Genomic DNA, 20,570 nt, shown 5'->3' with positions numbered 1-20,570 from the left:
CGCGAGTCGGGCCTTCCGCGGCCTGGACAGGGCGGACTTGCCGCAAGTCGGGCCCGCCCGGTCGGGGGCGGTCCGGGCGTGACGGGGGGTGGGCCCGCCGTCGGTCAGCTCGCGGTGGGGCGGCGGCGGGCCCGCTCGCGGCCGAGGATCCAGAGTGCCTCGACGCCGTCCTTCCAGGTGATCTTCTTGCCCTCCTCGCGGCCCCGGGCGCGGTAGCTGATCGGCACCTCGTACGGGCGGATCCGCTGGCGGAGCAGCTTTCCGGTCACCTCGGCCTCCATGCCGAAGCCCTTCGAGCGGACGTTCAGCGAGCGGTACAGCTCGACCGGCATCAGCTTGAAGCAGGTCTCCAGGTCGCCGATGTAGGAGTTGAAGAGCACGTTGGCGGCCATGGTGACGCCCTTGTTGCCCATCACGTACCAGAAGCTGTAGGCGCTGTGGCTGCCGAAGGTCCGATTGCCGTACACCACCGTGGCGTGGCCGTCGAGGACCGGGGTGAGCAGCCGCGGGATGTCCTGCGGGTCGTACTCCAGGTCGGCGTCGAGGATGACCATGTACTCACCCTCGGCGGCGTTCACCGCGGTGCGGATCGCCGCGCCTTTGCCCGCGTTGCGCTGGTGCGTGATCACCCGCAGCCGGCTGTCGTCGACCCGGCCGAGGATCTCACCGGTGCCGTCCCGGCTGCCGTCGTCGACCACGACCAACTCGATCTCGCACGGGTAGTCCACCGCGAGGGCCTGCTTGAGGGCATCCGCGATGCGTTCTTCCTCGTTGTAGACCGGCATGAGGATCGAGAGCTTCACGGGGATCTCCACGGTGGCGACGGCAAGTCGGACCTAGCGTAGCCTGGCACCCCGTCCCGATGGCGTCAGCACCGCCGGCAGCGGTGGCCGCCGGACGCCCAGGTGAATGATGTTTACTTTCGCCCATGTCGTGGGCTGGGTCACTGCTCGTCGTCGTACCGGTTCTGGCGCTCTGCGTCCTCACCGTGGCGCTGCGCCCGCACGCCACCGACGCGGTGGCCCCGGTGCGGCTGGCCGCGCTGCGTGCGGCGCTGGTGGTCGGCGCCTTCGCCGTACTCGCGGTGGAACTGCTCGGCGCGGCGAGCGCGCTCACCCGGCCGGCGTTCGCGGCGGCGTGGCTGCTGTTCCTCGGTGCGGCGCTGGCCGTGGCATGGTGGCGCCGGGCCGGTCGGGGCACCGCGCGCCGGGCGCGCGAGCGGGCCGCGGCGGTCCGGGCCTTTCGGCGTACGGGGGGACGGGCGGAACGGCTGCTGGCCGGCGCGGTGTTGGCGGTGGTCCTGGGCGAGCTGGTCGTGGCGCTGCTCGCCGAGCCGAACAACTTCGACTCGCAGACCTATCACCTGCCCAAGGTCGAGCACTGGGTGGCGCAGCGGAGCCTGGAGTTCTGGCCGACCGCCATCCACCGGCAGGTGACCATTCCGCCGGGCGCGGAGTACCTGCTGCTGCACCTGCGCCTGTTCACCGGCGGGGACGGGCTGCACAACCTGGTGCAGTGGGGCGCCGGAGTCGGCTGCCTGCTCGCGGTCACCCGGGTCACCGCACAGCTCGGCGGCGGCCGGCGGGCCCAACTGCTCACCGCGTTCGTGCTGGCCACCACCCCGATGGTGGTGCTCCAGAGCACCAGCACCCAGACCGACCTGGTGGTCGCGGCCTGGGTGGCCTGCGCGGCGACGCTCGCCCTCGACGGGCTGCGCCGGCGCGCCGGCCTCGGCTCGCTGCTGGCCCTCGGCGCCGCCGCCGGCCTGACCGCGGTGACCAAGACCAGCGGGCTGATCGGGGTCGGACCGCTGCTGGTGCTGTGGGGGGTCGGTCAGCTGCGGCTGACCCGCCGCACCGCCGGTACGGCGGCGGTCGCGCCCTCCGGTGCCGCACCGCTGCTGCCCCGCCAGCGCCGGGCGCCGCAGCCGGCCGTACTCGCCGCCATGTCTGCACCCAACGCCGCCGGCGCGTTGGGAGCGGCGGGCGCGGTCGACGCGGCGGACGCGGCGGGATCGGGTGATGGGGCCGGGGGTGGCGGTGCGGCGGGAGGCGGCGGCCCGCGGGCCCGGGGCGGCCGGTTCCCCGCCGGCCCCGTCGCGGCCACCGTGGGCGGCTCCCTGCTGATCGTGCTGGTCGCCACCGTCCTGGTCGGACCGTTCCTGGCCCGGGAGACCGCGGAGTTCGGCCATCCGCTCGGGCCGCCCCGGCTGCGCGACTCGATCCCGATGGAACGCCACGATCCGGCCGCCGTCCTGGTCAACCTGGCCCGGATCGGGCACACCGCCCTGGACACCCCGCTCTTCCCGCTCAGCCGGGCCGGCGCGACGGTGATCGACGGGGGCGCCCGGGCGATCGGGGTGGACCCGCAGGACCGGGCCATCACCTTCGGCAACGAGCGGTTCCCCGTGCCGGCCTGGTACCCGGACGAGGACCGGGCGGCGTTTCCGGTGGCCGGTTCGCTGGCCCTGCTCGGGGCCGTGCTGGCGCTGGCCCGGCCGCGCCGGATCAGCCCGGAGCGGGCCGGCGCGCTGCGCGCGTACGCGGTGGTCGTGGTGGCCGTCGTGCTGCTGCACGCGAGCATGATCAAGTGGCAGACCTGGGGGAACCGGCTGCTGCTCTACGCCCTGGTGCTGGCCGTCCCGCTGGCCGGGCTCTGGCTGGACGCGATGTTCCGGCGCCGGGCGGTGGCGGGCCGGCGGTCGGTGGCGGCCGGGGTGGCGGTGGCCGTGCTGGCCGGGGCGCTGACCCTGGCGTACGGCTATCCACGCCGGCTGCTCGGGGCCGAGTCCCTGCTGACCTCCTCGGACGGGGAGACCCGGTTCGTGCGGCGGCCGCAGTGGGCGGCGGACTTCCGCTGGGCGGCGGCCGGGGTACGGGACAGCGGCGCCCGCCGGATCGGCCTGTCCCAGCAGTACGACAACTGGGAGTACCCCTGGTGGCTGCTGCTGCGCGACGCCGACGGGCGGCCACCGGAGCTGGTGGCGTTGCAGTCGGTGCTGCCGGACCGGCCGCCCGCCGATCCGTCCTCGGTGGACGCGATCGTCTGCTCCGGCAGCCGGCCGGAGTGCGCGAAGGTCGTCCCGGCGGGCTGGTCGCTGCGCTGGCGCGGGTACGCGGGCTACGCCCTGCCGCCCGGCCGGAGGTGACTTTCCGCATCCCACCAGAAGGTTCCTGAGAGGTATTCACATACCTCGACATCGGCGTTACCGTCTGGTAACTCGATCGACGTCCCGCGATCGAGGCGAAAGGAGTGCGTCGATGTCTGGTACCCCTGCCAGGCGCGAACGGGTGACCCGCCGGGCCCTCGCCCTCGGGTTCGCCGCCGCTCTCGTCCTGCAGCTGATCGCCGGTCCCGGCACCCCCGCCACCGCAGCCGACCGGCCCCCCGTCCAACCGCTCTCCGCCAGCCTGGAGGCCGTCCGCGCCGCGGAGGCCACCGCCCTCTACGGCTCACCCGACATCCGCCCGATCGAGCAACGCCGCAGCTCGCTCATCACCATGGGCGACAGCGAGATCTCCGGGGAAGGGGTCGGCAACTACGTCCCCGGCACCCACCAGGCCGGCAACTGGTGCGACCGCTCGTACGACCAGGCGGTCTTCCGTACCGGCATCCCGGCCGACACCAGATACAACCTGGCCTGCTCCGGCGCCACCCCGTGGAACCTGATCGCGGGCGGCCCCACCCAGCACAACGAACTCAACCAGGGCGACCAACTGGCGATCAAGGCCCGGAACACGCACGTCAAGCTGATCTGGGTGGTGGTCGGCGCGAACGGTGACGGCACCATCCAGTTCGGCCCGGTCGCCACCGACTGCGCGGTCCGCCGGGTGTTCTTCCAGGGCGCCTGCTGGCCGACGTACACCGACCAGTGGACGATCCGCACCGACGGCAGCCGGCAGGCGGTCGAGCAGGCGCTCAATTCGATCCGGCAGACGATGACCGGCGCCGGGTACCTCCGCTCCGACTACGAGCTGGTGCTGATGTCATACCCCAGCCCGGGCAGCCCGGACGTCGAGGACAACCCGAACTTCCCCGGCTGGTACGCCGGCGGCTGCCTGCTGTACCTGGCCGACGCCGCGTTCGCCCGGAACAAGGCGGTGCCGCTGTTCGAGTCGGCGTTGCGGACCGCGGCCACCAACACCGGCACCCGCTACCTGGACGCCAGCCGGCTCTTCCACGGCCACGAGGTGTGCACCGACAACACCTCGGTCCGCGGCCTCTACATCGAGGTCGGGATCTGGGACGAGAACGCCGCCCGGCAGTCGTTCCACCCCAACTACCGGGGCCACGGCATGTTCGCCCAGTGCATCACCCAGTTCTGGAACGCCGGCCTCGACCGGGCGACCTGCGTCGACCCGGCCAGCACCGGCGACGGCGTGCTCTACCCGGGCCTGCTGGAGTTCAAGCAGTTGCGCAACGCCGCCACCGGCACCTGCGTGGACGGCAAGGGATACGACTCGCGCAACGGCACCGTGCAGCAGTCGTACGGCTGTCACGGCGGGCGTAACCAGGGCTTCTGGTACGACCCGACCCGCCAGTCGCTGCACTCCGAGCTCTCCCACGACCGCTGCCTGGACGTGGCGGGCGGCTCGCTGACCTCCGGCACGGCGGTCAACATCTACGACTGCCACGGCGGCGCCAACCAGAAGTTCGTCTTCGCCGGCAACCAGCTCAAGCCCGCCGGCGCGACGAACCTCTGCATGGCCTTCGACAACCCGTGGCTGGGCACGCCACGGCTGCGGCTGGCAGGCTGCTCCACCAGCACCCGGCAGCAGTGGTCGTTCCAGTCCCGGTCGTACGCCAACCCGGTCGGCTACGGCCACGACGACTTCATCGGCTCCCGCGTCTACTGAGTGTCAACGGGGCCCCCGGTACAACGACATGCGTTAACCGGGGGCCCCTCCTTTCACTTCTGCTTGAACGGGACGAGGATCAGCCGGGCGACGGCAGCGTCGCCGTCCTTCGCGCCGGCCACGCCCACCTTCGTGCCCACCTTCACGTCGCTGGCCCGCACCGCGGCCCGCCGCTCGACCACCCGCAGCTTCTCGCCGAAGCTCCAGGTCAGGGTGAAGCCGTCGGTCGACCTGACGGTCATCGAGTCGCCGTCGATCGCGCTGACCTCGCCGCGCTGCACCACGACGGTCCTCGTGCCGCCGTCCTTCGTCCCTACCACGGCCTCGCCGTGCAGGGTGTTGCGCCGCAGCAGCACCCGGGCCCGGTGCCGGTTGCGCCCCTCCTCGGCCCGCTCGCCGCGCTTCCCCTTCGGCTCGGCGCTGCCGGACGGGTCGGCGGACGGTGCCCGATCACCGGCCACCTCCAGATCGGCCGGGTCGAAGCCCATCGCGGCGAGCGCCTGCCCCTCCGCGCCCATCGCCGCGGCCACCTCTACCCCGGTGTCCTTCGCGGTGTCCTGGGCCACCTGCGCCGGACCGCAGCCCGCCACGCCGAGCGCGACCGCCGCGACCAGCGCGACCCCGAATCCGTGCCGTGTCATGACTCTCCCTTTCGTCGGTGGTGGATCCAGCATCGCGCCCCCGGATGGGCGACAGGTCAGGCCGGTGTTCGGGGCAGGTAAGGACCTGCCGGCAGCCGGACGGTGAAGGCCGCCCCGCCCTCGGCCGCGTGCCCGGCGGCGATGTCCCCGCCCAGCCGGCGGACCAGGCCCGCCGCGAGGGCCAGGCCCAGCCCGCTGCCCACCTTGCGCACCCCCCGGTAACGCTGGTGCAGCGCCCCCCGCTCGAACGCCACCGCCAGGTCGTCGTCGGTGAGGCCGGGCCCGCCGTCACGGACCTCGACGATCCCGCCGGCGGCCGGGTCCGCCCCGGCCGGCCGGACCGCCAGCACCACCGGCGCACCCGGGGGTACGACCCGCAGCGCGTTCTCCAGCAGCCCGTCCACCACCTGCCGGATCCGCCCCGGATCGGTGTACGCGGGCACGGGCGCCGCCGGCACCTCCACCCGGAACGGCACCCCGACCGCCGCGCACCGGCCGGACCAGGTGCGTTCCGCGTCGGCGGCCAGCCGGGTCAGGTCCACCGGCACCGGCTCGAGCGGGAAGTCCGCCGCCTCCAGCCGGGCCAGCGCCAGCAGGTCGCTGACCAGCCGATCCAGGCGTCGCGCCTCGGCCAGCACGGTCCGCCCGGTCTCCGGTACGGCGTCGGCGTCGATCACCCCGTCGGCCAACGCCTCGGCGTAGCCGCGGATCGCGGTGAGCGGGGTGCGCAGCTCGTGCGAGACGGAGAGCAGGAACTCCCGCTGCCGCCCCTCGCTGACGGCCAGCGCGGCGGCCAGCCCGTTCAGCGCGTACGCCAGGTCGGCCACCTCGTCGGGCGGCTCGACCGGCACCCGGACCGTACGGTCCCCGGCCCGCAGCCGGGCCGCCGCGGTGGCCGCGTACCGGATCGGCCGGGCCAGCCGGCGGGCCAGCAGCAGCCCGGCGGCCACCCCGGCGGCGAGCCCGGCGAGCAGCGGCAGCCAGAGACCGCGCAGCACCTGCCGCCACGGCCCGGCCAGGGTGCGCCGGGTCAGCACCACCCCGCCACCGCCGGGCAACGCCCGCCCCTCGACCAGGGCGCGTTTTCCGTCCACCAGCCGGCGACCGGAGACGTTCCCGCCGGCGGCCACCCGGTTGACCACCTGCCGGGGCAGGCCGGGCCGGTCCGCCCGGCCGTCCCGGATCACGTACACGTCGATCTCCTGCTCGCGGAGCTGGCGGATCAGCCGCTCCCCGGCGTTGTCCCGCTGCCGGACCGCCCGCACCCGGAGCACGTCCGCGGCCAGCCGGGCCTGCGCGGCCAGCGCCGCCTGGTCCCGCCGCTCCGCGCCGCGCACCGCCAGCGGCACCGCCACCAGCGCGGTGACCAGCACCGACACCAGCGCCACCGCGCAGGTGACCAGCACCGCCCGGGCGGTGAGGGTGCCGGGGAACCGCCGGCGCGGCGACGCGGCGGGCTCAGGCATCGGCGGCATACCCGACGCCCCGGTGGGTACGGATCACGCTCGCCGCGCCCAGCTTCGCCCGGACCTGGGCGACGTGCACGTCAACGGTCCGGGTGCCGCCGTGTGCCGCGTACCCCCAGACGCCGGCCAGCAGTTCCTCCCGGGTGAAGACCCGGCCCGGACGGGCCATCAGGTGGGCGAGCAGGTCGAACTCCGTCGAGGTGAGCTGCACCGGCGCGCCGGCCACGGTGACCGTGCGGCGGGCCGGGTCCAGGGTCACCGGCCCGACCACCCGGGGCTGTTCCGCGCCGGACGGCGGGCCGGCCGCGCGCCGCAGCACCGCCCGGACCCGGGCGACCAGCTCGCGCGGGCTGAACGGCTTGGTCACGTAGTCGTCCGCGCCCAGTTCCAGCCCGACGATCCGGTCGACCTCGTCGTCGCGGGCGGTGAGGAAGATGACCGGCGTCCAGTCGCCGGCCGCCCGCAGCCGCCGGCAGATCTCGGTGCCGGCCAGGCCGGGCAGGGCGATGTCGAGGACGCAGGCCACCGGCCGCAGCCGGCGGGCGGCGGCCAGCCCGGCCGCCCCCTCCCGCTCCAGGTGTACGCCGAAGCCGTCCCGGCTCAGGTAGAGCCGGACCAGGTCGGCGATGGCCGGCTCGTCCTCGACCACGAGGACGAGACCGCGCTGCGGTGCGTCGACGGTCACCGGCCCATGATGCGGGACCGGTGCCCGGCGCCGACGTCAGGTACGTGTTCGGATCAGGTAAGGAGTCGGGCTCAACCCAGGGTGGCGGCGCGCAGGCCGGTGGGACGGGCGGCCGTGGCCTCGCCGATGGTGGCGACGATCCGCTCGCGGGGGCTGCGCAGCCGGGTCCGGAAGGCGTGGTGGAGCAGCTCGTCGAGCTGCCACACCTGCTTCGGGTTGGCCGTGCGGATGAGGAACCGCTCGCGGACGCCGTCGATCGCGGTGGCGGCCAGCTCGACGGCGCGCAGGCGCGGGTCGGGGCTCCAGGTGACGTTGCTCAGCTCGCGCAGCTCGGTGTTGAGGTGCAGCTGGAGCCGGTGCAGCAGCCGGGTCTGCCGGGTGACCACCAGCCGCCGGTGGGTCAGCAGGAGCAGGTAGTCGGCGCCGACCGGCTGATCGGGCCGGCTGCACCGGGTGACCAGCACCGGAGCGTCGCCGGAGCCCACGCACCGGCGGAAGATCGGCATGTGCCGGGTGACGGTCTGGGCCGCCAGGCCGGTCTCGGCGGCGGCGGGCAGGAACGTTCGGGAGAACACGTCCATGACCTGCCCAACGACCCGTGAACAGGGGTGACGTGGGTCACGCCGGCGTTTTTGGAAGTTCCACCCCGCGCGTCGCACCGGCTGTCCGACTGAAAGGCGAGCCCCCTTCTCAACAGACGTCTGTCATGAAGAGGCCCCGCCTTTCACCTGAGCAGTTCCTCCAGCCAGCCGGGGACCGCGTCGGCGTACTCCGCCCGGGCGGGGTCAATGGTGCGCAGGGCGGACCGCCAGGAGAGCGCCCGGCTCACCTTGGCGGTCGTCATCGCCAGGTCGGCCGCCTCGCGCAGGGTCGCCCGGTCGTACCGGTCGGTCCAGCCCTCCAGGTACGCGTCGCGCAGCCGCACCAGCGCCGGGTCGCCGGCCGGCAGCTCGAAGGCGTACGCCACCGAGCGCAGCGTCACCAGCAGGGTGCCGAAGGGATGGGCGACCGAGGAGTCGCCCCAGTCGAAGAAGCGGTAGCCGCCGGCGGTGGCGAAGACGTTGCCGTCGTGCAGGTCGTCGTGCTGGATCGTGGCGGGGATGCCGGTCTCGGCGAGCCGCCGGCACAGCTCGTCGAACTCCGGCCGATAGGCGCGCAGCCGTTCGTGCAACTCGCCGCTCAGCCCGCCCTCCGCGCCGAGCAGCAGGTCGTCCTCGGCGGCCAGCAACTCCCCGAACCCGTCGCTGAGCCGCCCGGGGCGCCGGTCCGGCACCCCCAGCTCCAGCAGCGTGCCGGTGTGCGGAGCGGTCGCCCGCTGGACGCTCCCGTACCCGGGCAGCACCCGCTCCCAGTGCGCCAGGTCCCGCCCACCGGCCAGCACGTCGCGCAGGCTGGGGCCGCCGTCGGGGAGCAGCGACCAGCCGCGGTCGGCGTCCACCGCGAGCGGGTGCAGCACCGCGTCGGGGGTGAGCCGGGCCAGCGCGGCCAGCAGGCCGGCCTCGTACCGGGTGCCCGGGTTGTTGGCCTTGAACCAGACCGGGCCGGCGTCGGTGGGCACCCGCCAGACCAGTGACCAGGGGCGGACCCGCGGCTCGACCGGGCCGGTGACCCGGAGCCCGGACCGGGCCAGCGCCTCGGCCGCCCAGGCCAGCGCGTCGTCCCGCCAGTCCTCGCTGAACCATTCCGGGGCGGAGATGGGGGAGGTCGTCACGCTGCGCAGGCTAGGGCACCGGCCGCCCCCCGCGCCGGCAATTATCGCCGCCGGATCAGAGCAGCTCGACGATGGTGGCGTTGGCCATGCCGCCGCCCTCGCACATGGTCTGCAGGCCGTAGCGGATCCCGTTGTCCCGCATGTGCTGGAGCATCGTGGTCATGATCCGGGCACCCGAGGCGCCCAGCGGGTGGCCCAGGGCGATCGCCCCGCCACGCGGGTTCAACCGCTCCGGGTCGGCCTCCGTCTCGGCCAGCCAGGCCAGCGGCACCGGGGCGAACGCCTCGTTCACCTCGTACACCCCGATCTCCTCGATGCCCAGCCCCGCGCGGCGCAGCGCCTTCGCGGTGGCCGGGATGGGCGCGGTGAGCATGGCGACCGGATCGTCGGCGGCGACCACGGCGGTGTGCACCCGGGCCAGCGGGCGCAGGCCGTGCCGGCTGGCCCACTCGCTGGTGGTGACCGCGAGCGCCGCGGCGCCGTCGGAGATCTGCGACGCGGAGCCGGCGGTGACCACGCCGTCGGCTCGGAACGGCGTGGCCAGCTCACCGAGCTTGGCCAGCGAGGTCTCCCGCCGGATGCCCTCGTCGGCGGCGAACTTGCCGCCGTCCGGCAGCGCCACCGGCGCCAGCTCGGGGTCGAAGGCGCCCGCGTCCTGCGCGGCGGCGGCCTTCTCGTGGCTGGCCAGGGCGAACTCGTCGAGCTGGGTGCGGGAGAAACGCCAGCGCTCGGCGATCAGCTCGGCGCCGACGCCCTGGTTGAAGGGGAGCGGGCTGTCCGTGGCGACCCCCGCCACACCGCGGTAGCGCGCCAGGATCGCGTCGCTGAACGGCATGCCGCCGGCCACGCTGGAGCCCATCGGCACCCGGGTCATCGACTCGACACCACCGGCGACCACCAGGTCGGCCTGGCCGGACAGGACGGTGGCGGCGGCGAAGTGCAGCGCCTGCTGGCTGGAGCCGCACTGCCGGTCCAGCGTGGTGCCGGGGACCGACTCGGGCCAACCGGCGGCCAGCACGGCGTTGCGGGCGATGTTCCACGACTGCTCGCCGACCTGCGACACGCAGCCCCACACCACGTCGTCGACCTGGCCGGGGTCGACCCCCGTCCGCTCGGCGAGCGCGCGCAGCACGTGCGCCGACAGGTCGACCGGATGCACGCCGGCCAGGCTGCCCTTGCGTCGCCCGACCGGGGTACGCACCGCTGCGACAATGACCGCGTCACTCATTCTCTACTCCCCGGTAACCTCGGCTGCCTGCGATCCTACGTCCTTCGGACGCGAAAGCAGCGGCCCCCTTTCAACGCCTGTAGAGGCGGGGCCCCCGCTCAACACCCCGAGCCCCGCCGAGCGCGCGGCGGCGGTGGCCCGGGAGGGCTGGCATGCTGGAGCGGTGACCGACCAGTCCTCCCCGGTACGCCAGTGGCGGGTGCCGTCCGTCCTGCCCGTGGCCAAGCTGGCCGGCGCGGTCCTCGTCACCGGGCTCGGGCTGCTCTTCGCCGGCGGCGACCGGATCCAGCTGGTGCTCGCCGTGGCCGCGGGCGCGGTGCTGGCCGGCTGGGGCGTACGCGACCTGGTGGCCCCGGTGCGGGTGGCGGTCGACCCGGAGGGGATCACGCTGATCCGCGGCTTCGCCGGCCGGCAGCGGCTGCCGTGGGCGGCGGTCGAGGCGATCACCGTGGACCGGCGCAGTCGGGCGGGCCTGGCCACGGAGATCCTGGAGATCGACACGGGCGAGTCGCTGCACCTCTTCGGCCGGTACGACCTGGATGCCGCGCCCGCCGACGTCGCCGCGGCGCTGCGCGCCGCCCGGCTGCAAGGAGGGGGCCCTGCTTAACGCATTTCGCATAGCAGAGGCCCTCGCCTAACCACCCCGCTCCGCGTAGTGCGGCGCCCGGTTGCTGCCGAGTGCCCGCGGCTCAGCCGGTGAGCATCGCGGTACGGACCAGCACCGCCCCGATCAGCGCGACCAGGATGATCGCCCCGCCGACCGCCTGGAACAGGGTGCGCCGGCCACGCGGGGCGTACGCCAGCACGAGGGCCATCAGCCCACCGACCACGAGCCCGCCGAGGTGACCGGCGACGGAGATGTTCGGCACGGTGAACGTGAAGATCAGGTTGATCACCAGGATCGGCACGATCGCCGAGGTGTCCCGGCCCAGCCGGCGCATGATCACGAAGATCGCCGCGAACAGGCCGAAGATGGCGGTCGAGGCGCCCGCCGACGGCTGGTTGGGCGGGCTGAACAGGTAGACCGCCACGTTGCCGCCGAGCCCGGCGATCAGATAGAGCGCCAGGAAGCGCAGCGGGCCGAGCGCCGCCTCCAGGGTGCGGCCGAGCACCCAGAGCCCCCACATGTTGAGCAGCAGGTGCGGCACGCCGTAGTGCAGGAACATCGCGGTGACCAGGCGGTACCACTCGCCGTTGGCAACCCCGCCGACGGTCCCGTCGGGGAACATCGCGAGCCCCAGCACCGCCCCCCAGTTGGTGAGCGGGGTGCTGCCGCCGAGCAGGCCACCGAAGCCGGAACCGCCGATCGCCGCGTCACCGCCCCGGTCGGAAGCGATGGAGAGCAGCATCACCGCCACGTTCAGGGCGATCAGCACCTTGCTGACGTAGCCGTGCCGGCCCGTCTCCCCGCCGCCGAAGGCGGTGCGCGCCGGGCGTACGCTCCGCCGGCCCTCGGCCACGCATTCCGGGCACTGGTGGCCGACCGACGCCTCCCGCATGCAGTCGGGGCAGATCGGCCGGTCGCACCGGGTGCAGCGGATGTACGTCTCCCGGTTGGGGTGCCGGTAGCAGACCGGGGTGGTGGGTGGCGACTCGCTCACCGCGGACACCGCCCGTCGGTCGGACGCGTACCCACCACCCGGCTGCTGCCGGTCACCCGGCCGGGGCGCTCATTCATGCGAGCAAAGGTACCTCGCGGAGCGCTCAGGCCGGCTGCCGCTCGATCTCGACCCGCTCGATCACGACGTCCTGCAGCGGACGGTCGCTCGGGCCGGTCGGGGTGTTGGCGATCGAGTCGACCACCTTCACGGACTGCTCGTCGGCCACCTGCCCGAAGATGGTGTGCCGGTTGTTCAGGTGTGGCGTCGGCGACACGGTGATGAAGAACTGCGAGCCGTTGGTGCCCGGCCCGGCGTTCGCCATCGCCAGCAGGTACGGCCGGTCGAAGCGCAGCTCCGGGTGGAACTCGTCACCGAACTTGTAGCCCGGGCCGCCCCGGCCGGTGCCGGTCGGGTCGCCCATCTGGACCATGAAGCCGCTGATCACGCGGTGCGAGATGGTGCCGTCGTAGTAGGGCCCGCTGCCCGGCTGACCCGTACGCGGGTCGGTGTACTCGCGGGTGCCCTCGGCGAGCTCCACGAAGTTGCGGACGGTCTTCGGAGCGTGATTCGGGAAGAGCTCCAGCCGGATCGGGCCAGCGTTGGTGTGCAAGGTGGCGTAGACAGCCTCGGCCACGGGTACTCCTCACTCGTTGGTCAGTTCCATGCGGATCCTCCCATGTGCCCGATCTGGCATCGCGGAGGCATCCGAAGGTGGAGGATGCAAGCAACAACACCCAGGAGGTGGGACCGTGTTTCGAATCGGGCGGCGCAAGACCCAGGGGCAGCTGGCGAGAGCCGAGCTGAACCAGGGCATCGGTCACCTGAGGCAGGCCGCGACGTACGCGACGAAGGGTGCCGGCGCCACGATGGGACCGCGGGTCCAGGCAGCCCGGGTAGCCGTCGCGCCCACCGCGGTCATGGTGCGGGATCGGGCGTCGAGCGGGTTCGCGTCGACCGCTGCCGCGCTCGCGCCGCTGGCCCTGGCCCTGCGCAACGCGCAGGCCGAGGCCGGGGGCAAGGCCGTGACCGGGCGCAAGGCCGCCGCTGCGAAGCAGGCCGCCGTGAGCAAGAAGGTCAAGGCGAAGAACATGAAGGCCGCGAAGAAGAAGCAGAAGAAGTCGCGGGGCGGGCTGATGACCGGCCTGCTGGCCGCCGGCACCGTCGCCGGCCTGGCCGGCGCGATGGCCGTACGCCGCCGCCGCGAGCAGCAGGAGTGGGCCGAGTACGACCCGGCCGGCAAGCTGGAGCCGATGCGAGAGGACGTGGACACCATCGTGGTGGAGACCCCGGACCCGACCGCCAAGGTCACCGACGCGTCCACCATGTCCAGCAGCTCCGGGGTGGCCGGCGGCCCGACCGGTGCCGGCAGCTCGACGGTGGCGGGCGGCGACAGCGCCTCCACCACCACGCCCGGCAAGCAGCCGGTGGTGCACGCCAACGACAAGGTCCCCTCGGTCGCCGAGGGCGCCCGGGGCACCACCGGTCGCCCGGCCGACGACATCAGCAAGGCGGTCGGCGCCCGCAAGAACGGCGCCAAGGCCGGCGGTCGCTGACGCGGTGCCTTTCCGGTAGCGCCGGCCGCGCGGGGGACTGCCCCGCGCGGCCGGCGCTTGCGGCCCGAGGTGTTAGGCGAGGGCCCCGCCTATACAAAATGCGTTAAGCGGGGGCCCCACCTTGCGTGCGGGTCAGAGCCAGCCGTTGCGGCGGAACCAGCGGTACAGGACGAAGGACAGGGCCAGGTTGACGGCCCAGATGCCCGGATAGCCGTACGTCCATTTCAGCTCCGGCATGTTCTCGAAGTTCATGCCGTAGATGCCGGCGACGGCGGTCCACACCGCGCCGATGGCCGCCCACGCCGCGATCTTGCGCATGTCGTTGTTCTGCTCGACGGTGACCTGGGCCAGCCGGGCCTGGAGGATCGAGTTGAGCAGGTCGTCGTACGAGTTGACCTGCTCGACGGTGCGGCTGAGGTGGTCCTGCACGTCCCGGAAGTACCGACGGATCTCCTGCGGCACCTCCCGGTTGACCTGGGCGGTGAGGGTCAGCATCGGGCGTTGCAGCGGGGCCACCGCCCGCTTGAACTCGACCAGCTCCCGCTTCATCTGATAGATCCGCTGGATCCGTCCGCTGCCCGCGCGGTCGAAGACGTCGGCCTCCAGCACGTCGAGGTCGTCCTCGATCTGGTCGGCCACCTCCAGGTAGAGGTCGACCACCCGGTCGGTGACCGCGTACGCGACGGCCCACGGCCCGTGCTCCAGCAGGTCCCGCTTGGCCTCCAGGTCGGCCCGCACCGGGGCGAGCCGGCAGGCGTCCCCGTGCCGGACGCTGATCAGGAAGTTCGGGCCGATGAAGAGCATCACCTGCCCGGTCTCCACCACCTCCGAGTTCTCGGTCAGCTCGGTGTGCTCGCAGTACCGGGCGGTCCGCAGCACCAGGAAGCTCACCTCGCCGAACCGCTCCAGCTTGGGCCGCTGTTGCGCCTTGACGGCGTCCTCGACGGCCAGCTCGTGCAGCCCGTACGTCTCGGCGATGGCGGTCATCTCGGCCAGGTCCGGCTCGTGCAGCCCGAGCCAGACGAAGCCGTGCGGCTCCCGGCGGGCGGCGGCGAGCGCCTCGGGGTAGCTCCAGTGGCCCGGCCGGCGCTCCCCATCGACGTAGAGCGCGCAGTCAACCACCGAGGTGCGTTCCGGATCGCGCGGCTCCGGGGCGCGCTGGGAACCGTCGGCGTTGAGCCGGCGGGTCATCGCCCGCACCGGCGCCGCCCAGGAACGCACCCGCCGGCCGTCCGGCGCCGCGGATTGCTCCCGCCCCACCCGATCGGTCATCACACCCCTCCCCTCGCCGCGGCTTGCAGGTTACGCCGCCGGCAGGCCGCGCGCCGTTACACCGCTGGCGGGCCGCAGGCCGTTGTTCCGCCCGGCGGGCGCGGGCCGGCCAGGCGGGAGAGCCGCACTCCTGGGGAGGCGCCGGGCGGGCCGGGCCGCGTCAGGGGGGTGAGGGGCGACACGGCCCACCCGGCGCCATGGGGGCGGGGGTGGTGCTGCGCGCGTCGAGCGGTCGGGGGGCGCCGAGGGGAACCCGGGCACGAACGCGAGCGACGCTCGCAGCATTGTGCGGCCGGGGACCACCCCGAGGAAGACCCCGGGGCGGACCACCTCACTCTTCTGTCGGAAATCCGACAGTGAATCAGCCTCGAACGGCTTCCATCGCCGCCGCCAGGCGCTGTACGCCGTCCTCGATCCGGTCGGCGGTCACCGCGGAGAAGGCCAGCCGAAGCGCGTGCCGGCCGCCGTCGATCATGAAGTCGCTGCCCTTGACCACGGCCACCCCGCGCTCGGCGGCGGCCGGGGCGAGCCGGTCGACGTCGACGTCCTCGGGCAGCTCCACCCAGAGGAAGTAGCCGCCGTCGGGCTCGACGAAGCTCGCCTCCGGGATGTGCCGGCGCAGCGACTCGGCCAGCACCCGGGCCCGTTCGCCGAGGGCCCGGCTGACCGTTGCGATCGAGCGGTCGATATCGCCCGAGACACAGAACTGGTGCACGATCGCCTCGGACACCATGCCGGGCGAAATGTAGAGGTTCGTCGCCCGCTTGGCGATGTCGGCGATCAGCCCGGTCGGACCGATCAAATAGCCGACCCGGACGCCCGGGCAGACCGTCTTGGTGAAGCTGGAGGCGTGCACCACCACGTCGCGGGTGTCCAGGGAGAGCATCGACGGCAGCGGTTCCCCGCGGAACCGGATGTCCGCGTACGGGTCGTCCTCAAAGATCGTGAACTCGTACTCGGCGGCGAGGTCGAGCAGCTCCCGGCGCTTTTCCAGGGAGAGGGTGACGCCGGCCGGGTTCTGGTAGTTCGGGATGACGTGCGCCAGCCGGGGCCGCACCCCGGACTCCAGCAGCTTGCGCAGCTCGGCGGTGTCCAGGCCGTCCGGCTGGATCGTCACGCCGTGGATCTCACCGCCCATCTTCTGCAGGTTGAGCAGCGTCCGGTCGTACGTCGGGCGCTCCACCACCACGGCGTCGCCCCGCCGGACCAGGTGGTCGAAGAGGAACGCGTCGGCCTGCAACGAGCCGTTCGTGACCAGCACCTGGTCCGCCTCGACGCCGTGCTTCGCCGCGATCCACTTCCGCAGGGGCGGGTAGCCGACGGAGGTGCCGTACGCCGTGACCCCGGCGGGGTCGGCGTCGAAGGCACGGACGGCGGCGGCCTTGAGCCCCTCGACATCCACGATGTCCAGGGACGGAGCTCCACGGGCGAACGAGATCAGTTGCTCGGCGGTCATGCGCACGAGCCTAGGGCCTGCCCCCGGCGGTCCGAGCCGCATACACGCCAAGTTCAACATGCGGGCGGCGATCCGGGGGCGGACCCGAGCGGGACTTACGTGTTCGCCGGCCGAAGGCCGGTGCGGCGAGACACCGGGGCAACGACCGGCGGGCTCACCGGACCGCCAGCCGCTGCTGCGCCCAGACCCGCATCAGGTCCCGTACCGAGATCACCCCGGCCACCTCGCGGCCGTCCAGCACCACCAGGTGCCGGAAGCCGCCCCGGGCCATCGCGCCGGCCGCCTCCTCCACCGTCCAGTCCGGACCGGCGTAGACGACCTCCCAGCTCACGTGCGCCCGAGTGCGCTCGACGTCGCAGTCCAGGCCGGCCCCGATGGCGTTCAACACATCACGTTCGGTCATGATCCCGACCCCCTCGGAGTCGGGATCGACCACCACCGCCGACCCGACACCGCGGGCCGACATCATCCGGGCCGCCTGACGGAGCGTGTGCTCCGGGCCGACCATCAGAACCTCGCTGGACATGGCTTCGCGAACCTGCATCACACATCACCCCTGTGGGACGGCGGCACCGGTACGGACATGGTGGGCCCTCGATGCGTACCGGGACAAGGCCGGATCCGGACGGCGGCGAAAGCCGTCCCACCTGGCTACTGTTTCATCCGTGCCCACCGAGCCCCTCCTCGATCGGTTCGTGAACCACGACGTCGGGCTCCCGCCGCACCGGTTCGCCGGGCTGGTCGCGCCGGCGATCGACCGGGTCTTCGTGGCCGGCATGCTGGCCGGCCGCGACGGGGGTGGCGCGGAGCTGAGCCAGCGGTACGGCGGGCCGGCCGCCACCGGCCTCCTGGTCGAGTTCCGTACCCGGCTGGCCGCGCCGGGCGGCGTGATCGACGGCTCCGGCTTCGCCGCGGTCACCCGCTACCGCAACCCGGCGGTGACCCGGCGGAACCTGGACAAGCACGTGGCGCACGGCACGGTGGTGCGCAGGCCGGACGGTGGCTTCACCGCCACCGAGCGCGGCGCGGACTTCCTGGCCGAGATCTACCAGGTGCACGCCGAGGTCACCGAGGAGCTGTGGGCCGGGCACGACGACCGGGTGGCGCGGCTGGTCGAGGCCGCCGGCCGGCTGCTGGCGTACGCGCTGCTGCGGGCCGACGAGCCGGACGCCGAGCCGGCGCCGGCCTTCGCCGCGATGGCCCCGCCGTACGAGCCGGAGGGGCTGGCCCCCGGGGTGCAGCTGCTCAACCGCCTCGGCGCGCTGCGCTACCACCGGGCCGACGCGCACGCCGCCGCGTGGACCGCCGCCGGGCACACCGTGACCAGCGTGGCGGAGCTGCCGCTGGGGCTGCCGGAGCGGCGGGCGATCGAGCAGGAGACCGACCGCCGGGCGGCCGGCCCGTACACCGCGCTGACCGCTCAGGAACGGCTGGAAGTCCTCGCCGACCTCGCCGCGCTGCCCGGCTGAGATCGCCCCGCAGGCCGGTTGCGGTCGGGCCCACCGCCGTCCGGAGCTATCCTCCAGCGGTGACCCGGACCCTCAGGAACAGGAGTTCCGCATGATCGGGATGGTGCTGGCGGCCGGCGCGGGACGCCGACTGCGGCCGTACACCGACACCCTGCCCAAGGCCCTGGTGCCGGTGGACGGCGAGATCACCATCCTGGACATCGCGCTGCGCAACCTGGCCGAGGTCGGGCTGACCGACGTGGTGATCGTCGTCGGGTACGCGGCCGACACGGTCCGCGAGCGCCAGGCCGACCTGGAGAAGCGGTACGGGGTGACGATCACCCTGGTGCACAACGACAAGGCCGAGGAGTGGAACAACGCGTACTCGCTCTGGCTGGCCCGCGAGCACTTCGCCGAGGGCGTGCTGCTGGTCAACGGCGACACCGTGCACCCGGTGAGCGTGGAGAAGACGCTGCTGGCCGAGCGCGGCCCGGGCGTCCTGCTGGCCGTCGACACGATCAAGCCGCTGGCCGAGGAGGAGATGAAGACCACCTTCGACGCGGCCGGCCAGCTGACCCGGATCACCAAGCTGATGGACCCGGGCGAGGCGTACGGCGAGTACATCGGCGCCACGTTGATCGAGCCGGCGGTGGCCGACGCGCTCGCCGACGCGCTGGAGGCCACCTGGCGGCGCGACCCCAACCTCTACTACGAGGACGGCTACCAGGAGTTCGCCGATCGGGGCGGCGAGGTCCGGGCCGCCCCGATCGGGGATGTGTCCTGGGTGGAGGTCGACAACCACGCCGACCTGGCCCGGGCGCGGGAGATCGCGTGCCGCTACTAGCCCGTACGGTGCTCACCCCGCTGCACATCGACGTGCGGCGGGGGGCGGTGGCCGACCTGGGCGCGATCCTCGCCGACGGCCGGATCTCCGCCGGCGGCGACGTGGCGGTGGTCGTCGGGCCCGGCCAGGGCGAGCAGATCGCCGAGCTGGTCCGGCCGTCGCTGCGCTCCGCAGACGTCTTCACCGTCGCGGGCGGCACCCTGGACGCCGCCGACGCCCTGGGCGGCAAGCTGCGCACCCGCTCCTACGACGCGGTGGTCGGCATCGGCGGCGGCAGGACCATCGACGTGGCCAAGTACGCGGCCACCCGACGCGGGCTGCCGATGGTTTCGGTGGCGACCAGCCTCGCCAACGACGGCATCGCCTCCCCGGTGGCCAGCCTGGTCAGCGAGGGTCACAAGGGCTCCTACGGAGTACACATCCCGATCGCGGTGATCGTCGACCTCGACTTCGTGGAGGCCGGGCCGGAGCGGCACAACCGCGCCGGCATCGGCGACGTGGTCAGCAACATCAGCGCCCTGGCGGACTGGGAACTCGCCCGGCAGGTCCGCGGCGAGCCGGTCGACGGGCTGGCCGCCTCGCTGGCCCGGGCGGGCGCGGAGGCGGTGCTCCACCACCCGGGCGACACGAGCGACGACGCGTTCGTCACGGTGCTGGCCGAGGCGCTGATCTCCAGCGGCCTGGCGATGGCGGTCTGCGGCACCAGCCGGCCGGCCAGCGGCGGCTGCCACGAGATCATGCACGCCGTCGACGCGCTCTTCCCCGACACCGCCTCGCACGGCGAGCTGGCCGGGCTGGGCGCGCTCTTCTGCACCTTCCTGCGCGGCGACCACCGCCGCTTTGCCGAGATGTCCGCCTGCCTTCAGCGGCACCAGTTGCCCCGGCTCCCCGCCGACGTGGGCCTCGACGACGACCGGTTCGTCGAGGCGGTGCAGTTCGCGCCGAACACCCGCCCCGATCGCTACACGATCCTCGAACACCTGGCCCTGTCGCCTACCGAGACGCGGGAGCGGCTGGCAGACTACGCCGGTGCAATCCGCGACCACCGTGGCTGAGGCCCGTCCCACCGTCGCCGACTTCTACCGGGTGAACCGGGGCGGCGGCCTGTTCAGCGAGTCGGTCAGCCAGTGGCTGGGCGCGGTCTTCGCGCTGGTCGCCCAGCGCCTCGGGCTGCGGCCCACCGCGCTGACCGTCACCAACCTGGTGCTCGGCCTGGCCGCCTCGGTGACCGTGGTGGCGCTCGCCGGACGGGTGGCCGCCGGCGACGTGCCGGCCTGGGTGGTGGGGCTGCTCGCGCTGGTCGGCTGGCAGGTCGCGTACGCCCTGGACTGCGCCGACGGCCAGCTCGCCCGGGTCACCGGCACGGGCAGCGCGGCCGGCGCCCGGGTCGACGTGCTCTGCGACGTGGCCGCCCAGATCGCCCTGGTGGCGGCCCTGTCGGCGACCGCCGTGGCGCAGCACCCGGGGACGCCGAGCTGGCTGGTGGCCACCTTCGCCGGCACCTGGATGGTCAACCTGGTGACCTCGGTGATGCAGGCCGGCCCGAACGCGGCCAGCATGGTCACCTCGACCAGCCTCCTGGTCCGGCTGGTCAAGCTGGTCCGCGACTACGGCGCGGTGATCTTCGTGGCCGCCCTGGTGCTGCTGTTCGCCCCGGCGCTCACCCTCTGGGTGCTGGTCGCGTTCACGATCGTCAACGGCGGCTTCCTGCTGGCCAGCATCGCCTTCTCCGCCCGCGCCTCCCTCCGCTGACCGACGACCACCGACCACCGACCACCGATTCTGGTCACGCTCGGTGATATCTCTCCC

Annotated in this window: 20 protein-coding genes; 8 read left to right on the top strand and 12 right to left on the bottom strand. The window is 73.5% G+C overall.

The genetic code is table 11. From position 1 onward, the window contains the following. Nucleotides 1–104: 104 nt before the first annotated feature. Nucleotides 105–803, bottom strand: coding sequence for a glycosyltransferase family 2 protein (locus AB0H57_RS07425; protein WP_357503670.1), 699 nt, complete (start codon nucleotides 801–803; stop codon nucleotides 105–107). Between the two features lie 125 nt (nucleotides 804–928). On the opposite strand from AB0H57_RS07425, the gene AB0H57_RS07420 reads away from it, so the two are divergent. Together AB0H57_RS07420 and AB0H57_RS07415 are read left to right on the top strand one after the other, a co-directional pair. Beyond that, nucleotides 929–3,148 carry a hypothetical protein gene (locus AB0H57_RS07420; protein ID WP_357503668.1) on the top strand — a complete coding sequence of 740 codons (2,220 nt, stop codon included), beginning with the start codon at nucleotides 929–931 and terminating at the stop codon, nucleotides 3,146–3,148. Nucleotides 3,149–3,260: 112 nt separating this feature from the next. After that, nucleotides 3,261–4,856 (top strand): ricin-type beta-trefoil lectin domain protein, encoded by a 1,596-nt coding sequence (locus AB0H57_RS07415; protein WP_357503666.1) that lies wholly within the window; start codon nucleotides 3,261–3,263, stop codon nucleotides 4,854–4,856. 53 nt (nucleotides 4,857–4,909) lie between these two features. Here the strand turns inward: AB0H57_RS07415 and AB0H57_RS07410 are convergent, their stop codons facing one another. From AB0H57_RS07410 to AB0H57_RS07385, 6 genes are all read right to left on the bottom strand, one after another. Further along, the gene (locus AB0H57_RS07410) at nucleotides 4,910–5,497 is read right to left on the bottom strand and encodes a hypothetical protein (protein ID WP_357503664.1); all 588 of its coding nucleotides are present in this window, start codon (nucleotides 5,495–5,497) and stop codon (nucleotides 4,910–4,912) included. Between the two features lie 56 nt (nucleotides 5,498–5,553). Further along, complete coding sequence (locus AB0H57_RS07405) at nucleotides 5,554–6,963, bottom strand: HAMP domain-containing sensor histidine kinase (RefSeq protein ID WP_357503662.1); 1,410 nt, start codon at nucleotides 6,961–6,963, stop codon at nucleotides 5,554–5,556. Continuing rightward, nucleotides 6,956–7,648, bottom strand: coding sequence for a response regulator transcription factor (locus AB0H57_RS07400; protein ID WP_357503661.1), 693 nt, complete (start codon nucleotides 7,646–7,648; stop codon nucleotides 6,956–6,958). The genes AB0H57_RS07405 and AB0H57_RS07400 overlap by 8 nt, the downstream gene beginning before the upstream one ends. A 71-nt stretch (nucleotides 7,649–7,719) precedes the next feature. Continuing rightward, nucleotides 7,720–8,229, bottom strand: a complete 510-nt coding sequence (locus AB0H57_RS07395) for a hypothetical protein (RefSeq protein WP_357503659.1) — start codon at nucleotides 8,227–8,229, stop codon at nucleotides 7,720–7,722. Between the two features lie 143 nt (nucleotides 8,230–8,372). After that, nucleotides 8,373–9,359: a phosphotransferase gene (locus AB0H57_RS07390; RefSeq protein WP_357503657.1), complete on the bottom strand. Its 987-nt coding sequence runs from the start codon at nucleotides 9,357–9,359 to the stop codon at nucleotides 8,373–8,375. Between the two features lie 55 nt (nucleotides 9,360–9,414). After that, nucleotides 9,415–10,587: an acetyl-CoA C-acyltransferase gene (locus AB0H57_RS07385; protein WP_357503655.1), complete on the bottom strand. Its 1,173-nt coding sequence runs from the start codon at nucleotides 10,585–10,587 to the stop codon at nucleotides 9,415–9,417. Between the two features lie 163 nt (nucleotides 10,588–10,750). Between AB0H57_RS07385 and AB0H57_RS07380 the strand changes: the two genes are divergently transcribed. Next, the gene (locus tag AB0H57_RS07380) at nucleotides 10,751–11,194 is read left to right on the top strand and encodes a PH domain-containing protein (protein WP_357503653.1); all 444 of its coding nucleotides are present in this window, start codon (nucleotides 10,751–10,753) and stop codon (nucleotides 11,192–11,194) included. 82 nt (nucleotides 11,195–11,276) lie between these two features. Here AB0H57_RS07380 and AB0H57_RS07375 read toward each other — a convergent pair whose 3' ends face one another. Both AB0H57_RS07375 and AB0H57_RS07370 read right to left on the bottom strand, forming a co-directional pair. Beyond that, entirely contained in the window at nucleotides 11,277–12,188 is a 912-nt protein-coding gene (locus AB0H57_RS07375) for a rhomboid family intramembrane serine protease (protein WP_357503651.1), read from the bottom strand. A gap of 103 nt (nucleotides 12,189–12,291) precedes the next feature. After that, the gene (locus tag AB0H57_RS07370; RefSeq protein ID WP_357503649.1) at nucleotides 12,292–12,822 is read right to left on the bottom strand and encodes a peptidylprolyl isomerase; all 531 of its coding nucleotides are present in this window, start codon (nucleotides 12,820–12,822) and stop codon (nucleotides 12,292–12,294) included. Between the two features lie 28 nt (nucleotides 12,823–12,850). Here AB0H57_RS07370 and AB0H57_RS07365 point away from each other — a divergent pair, with 28 nt between their 5' ends. Next, entirely contained in the window at nucleotides 12,851–13,741 is an 891-nt protein-coding gene (locus AB0H57_RS07365) for a hypothetical protein (protein ID WP_357503647.1), read from the top strand. A 132-nt stretch (nucleotides 13,742–13,873) separates the two neighbouring features. Here the strand turns inward: AB0H57_RS07365 and corA are convergent, their stop codons facing one another. From corA to AB0H57_RS07350, 3 genes are all read right to left on the bottom strand, one after another. Further along, nucleotides 13,874–15,013 (bottom strand): magnesium/cobalt transporter CorA, encoded by a 1,140-nt coding sequence (corA, locus tag AB0H57_RS07360; RefSeq protein ID WP_357503645.1) that lies wholly within the window; start codon nucleotides 15,011–15,013, stop codon nucleotides 13,874–13,876. A 361-nt stretch (nucleotides 15,014–15,374) separates the two neighbouring features. Continuing rightward, nucleotides 15,375–16,469, bottom strand: a complete 1,095-nt coding sequence (locus AB0H57_RS07355; protein ID WP_357503643.1) for a PLP-dependent aminotransferase family protein — start codon at nucleotides 16,467–16,469, stop codon at nucleotides 15,375–15,377. Between the two features lie 154 nt (nucleotides 16,470–16,623). After that, a complete protein-coding gene (locus AB0H57_RS07350; protein ID WP_357503641.1) occupies nucleotides 16,624–17,013 on the bottom strand; it encodes a CBS domain-containing protein in 390 nt (129 codons plus the stop codon). 121 nt (nucleotides 17,014–17,134) lie between these two features. Here AB0H57_RS07350 and AB0H57_RS07345 point away from each other — a divergent pair, with 121 nt between their 5' ends. The 4 genes from AB0H57_RS07345 (at nucleotide 17,135) to AB0H57_RS07330 (ending at nucleotide 20,513) form a co-directional block, all read left to right on the top strand. Continuing rightward, nucleotides 17,135–17,938: a hypothetical protein gene (locus tag AB0H57_RS07345; protein WP_357503639.1), complete on the top strand. Its 804-nt coding sequence runs from the start codon at nucleotides 17,135–17,137 to the stop codon at nucleotides 17,936–17,938. 91 nt (nucleotides 17,939–18,029) lie between these two features. Next, nucleotides 18,030–18,761 (top strand): phosphocholine cytidylyltransferase family protein, encoded by a 732-nt coding sequence (locus AB0H57_RS07340; protein WP_357503637.1) that lies wholly within the window; start codon nucleotides 18,030–18,032, stop codon nucleotides 18,759–18,761. Further along, nucleotides 18,749–19,816, top strand: a complete 1,068-nt coding sequence (locus AB0H57_RS07335) for an iron-containing alcohol dehydrogenase family protein (RefSeq protein WP_357503635.1) — start codon at nucleotides 18,749–18,751, stop codon at nucleotides 19,814–19,816. Before AB0H57_RS07340 ends, AB0H57_RS07335 begins: the two co-directional genes overlap by 13 nt. After that, entirely contained in the window at nucleotides 19,791–20,513 is a 723-nt protein-coding gene (locus AB0H57_RS07330; RefSeq protein WP_357503633.1) for a CDP-alcohol phosphatidyltransferase family protein, read from the top strand. Before AB0H57_RS07335 ends, AB0H57_RS07330 begins: the two co-directional genes overlap by 26 nt. Nucleotides 20,514–20,570: the final 57 nt, after the last annotated feature.

This window comes from Micromonospora sp. NPDC050686, assembly GCF_040654475.1.
Classification (GTDB): Bacteria; Actinomycetota; Actinomycetes; order Mycobacteriales; family Micromonosporaceae; genus Micromonospora.
Note: the sequence above shows the minus strand (reverse complement) of the source record. Positions and strands in the feature narration are given on the sequence as shown.

Excerpts from the sequence above, each read along its gene's own strand:
- AB0H57_RS07420 (WP_357503668.1), top strand. The coding sequence starts at position 929 with ATGTCGTGGGCTGGGTCACTGCTCGTCGTCGTACCGGTTCTGGCGCTC.
- AB0H57_RS07415 (WP_357503666.1), top strand. The coding sequence starts at position 3,261 with ATGTCTGGTACCCCTGCCAGGCGCGAACGGGTGACCCGCCGGGCCCTC.
- AB0H57_RS07410 (WP_357503664.1), bottom strand. The coding sequence starts at position 5,497 with ATGACACGGCACGGATTCGGGGTCGCGCTGGTCGCGGCGGTCGCGCTC.
- AB0H57_RS07405 (WP_357503662.1), bottom strand. The coding sequence starts at position 6,963 with ATGCCTGAGCCCGCCGCGTCGCCGCGCCGGCGGTTCCCCGGCACCCTC.
- AB0H57_RS07395 (WP_357503659.1), bottom strand. The coding sequence starts at position 8,229 with ATGGACGTGTTCTCCCGAACGTTCCTGCCCGCCGCCGCCGAGACCGGC.
- AB0H57_RS07385 (WP_357503655.1), bottom strand. The coding sequence starts at position 10,587 with ATGAGTGACGCGGTCATTGTCGCAGCGGTGCGTACCCCGGTCGGGCGA.
- AB0H57_RS07365 (WP_357503647.1), top strand. The coding sequence starts at position 12,851 with ATGCGGATCCTCCCATGTGCCCGATCTGGCATCGCGGAGGCATCCGAA.
- corA (WP_357503645.1), bottom strand. The coding sequence starts at position 15,013 with ATGACCGATCGGGTGGGGCGGGAGCAATCCGCGGCGCCGGACGGCCGG.
- AB0H57_RS07355 (WP_357503643.1), bottom strand. The coding sequence starts at position 16,469 with ATGACCGCCGAGCAACTGATCTCGTTCGCCCGTGGAGCTCCGTCCCTG.
- AB0H57_RS07350 (WP_357503641.1), bottom strand. The coding sequence starts at position 17,013 with ATGCAGGTTCGCGAAGCCATGTCCAGCGAGGTTCTGATGGTCGGCCCG.
- AB0H57_RS07340 (WP_357503637.1), top strand. The coding sequence starts at position 18,030 with ATGATCGGGATGGTGCTGGCGGCCGGCGCGGGACGCCGACTGCGGCCG.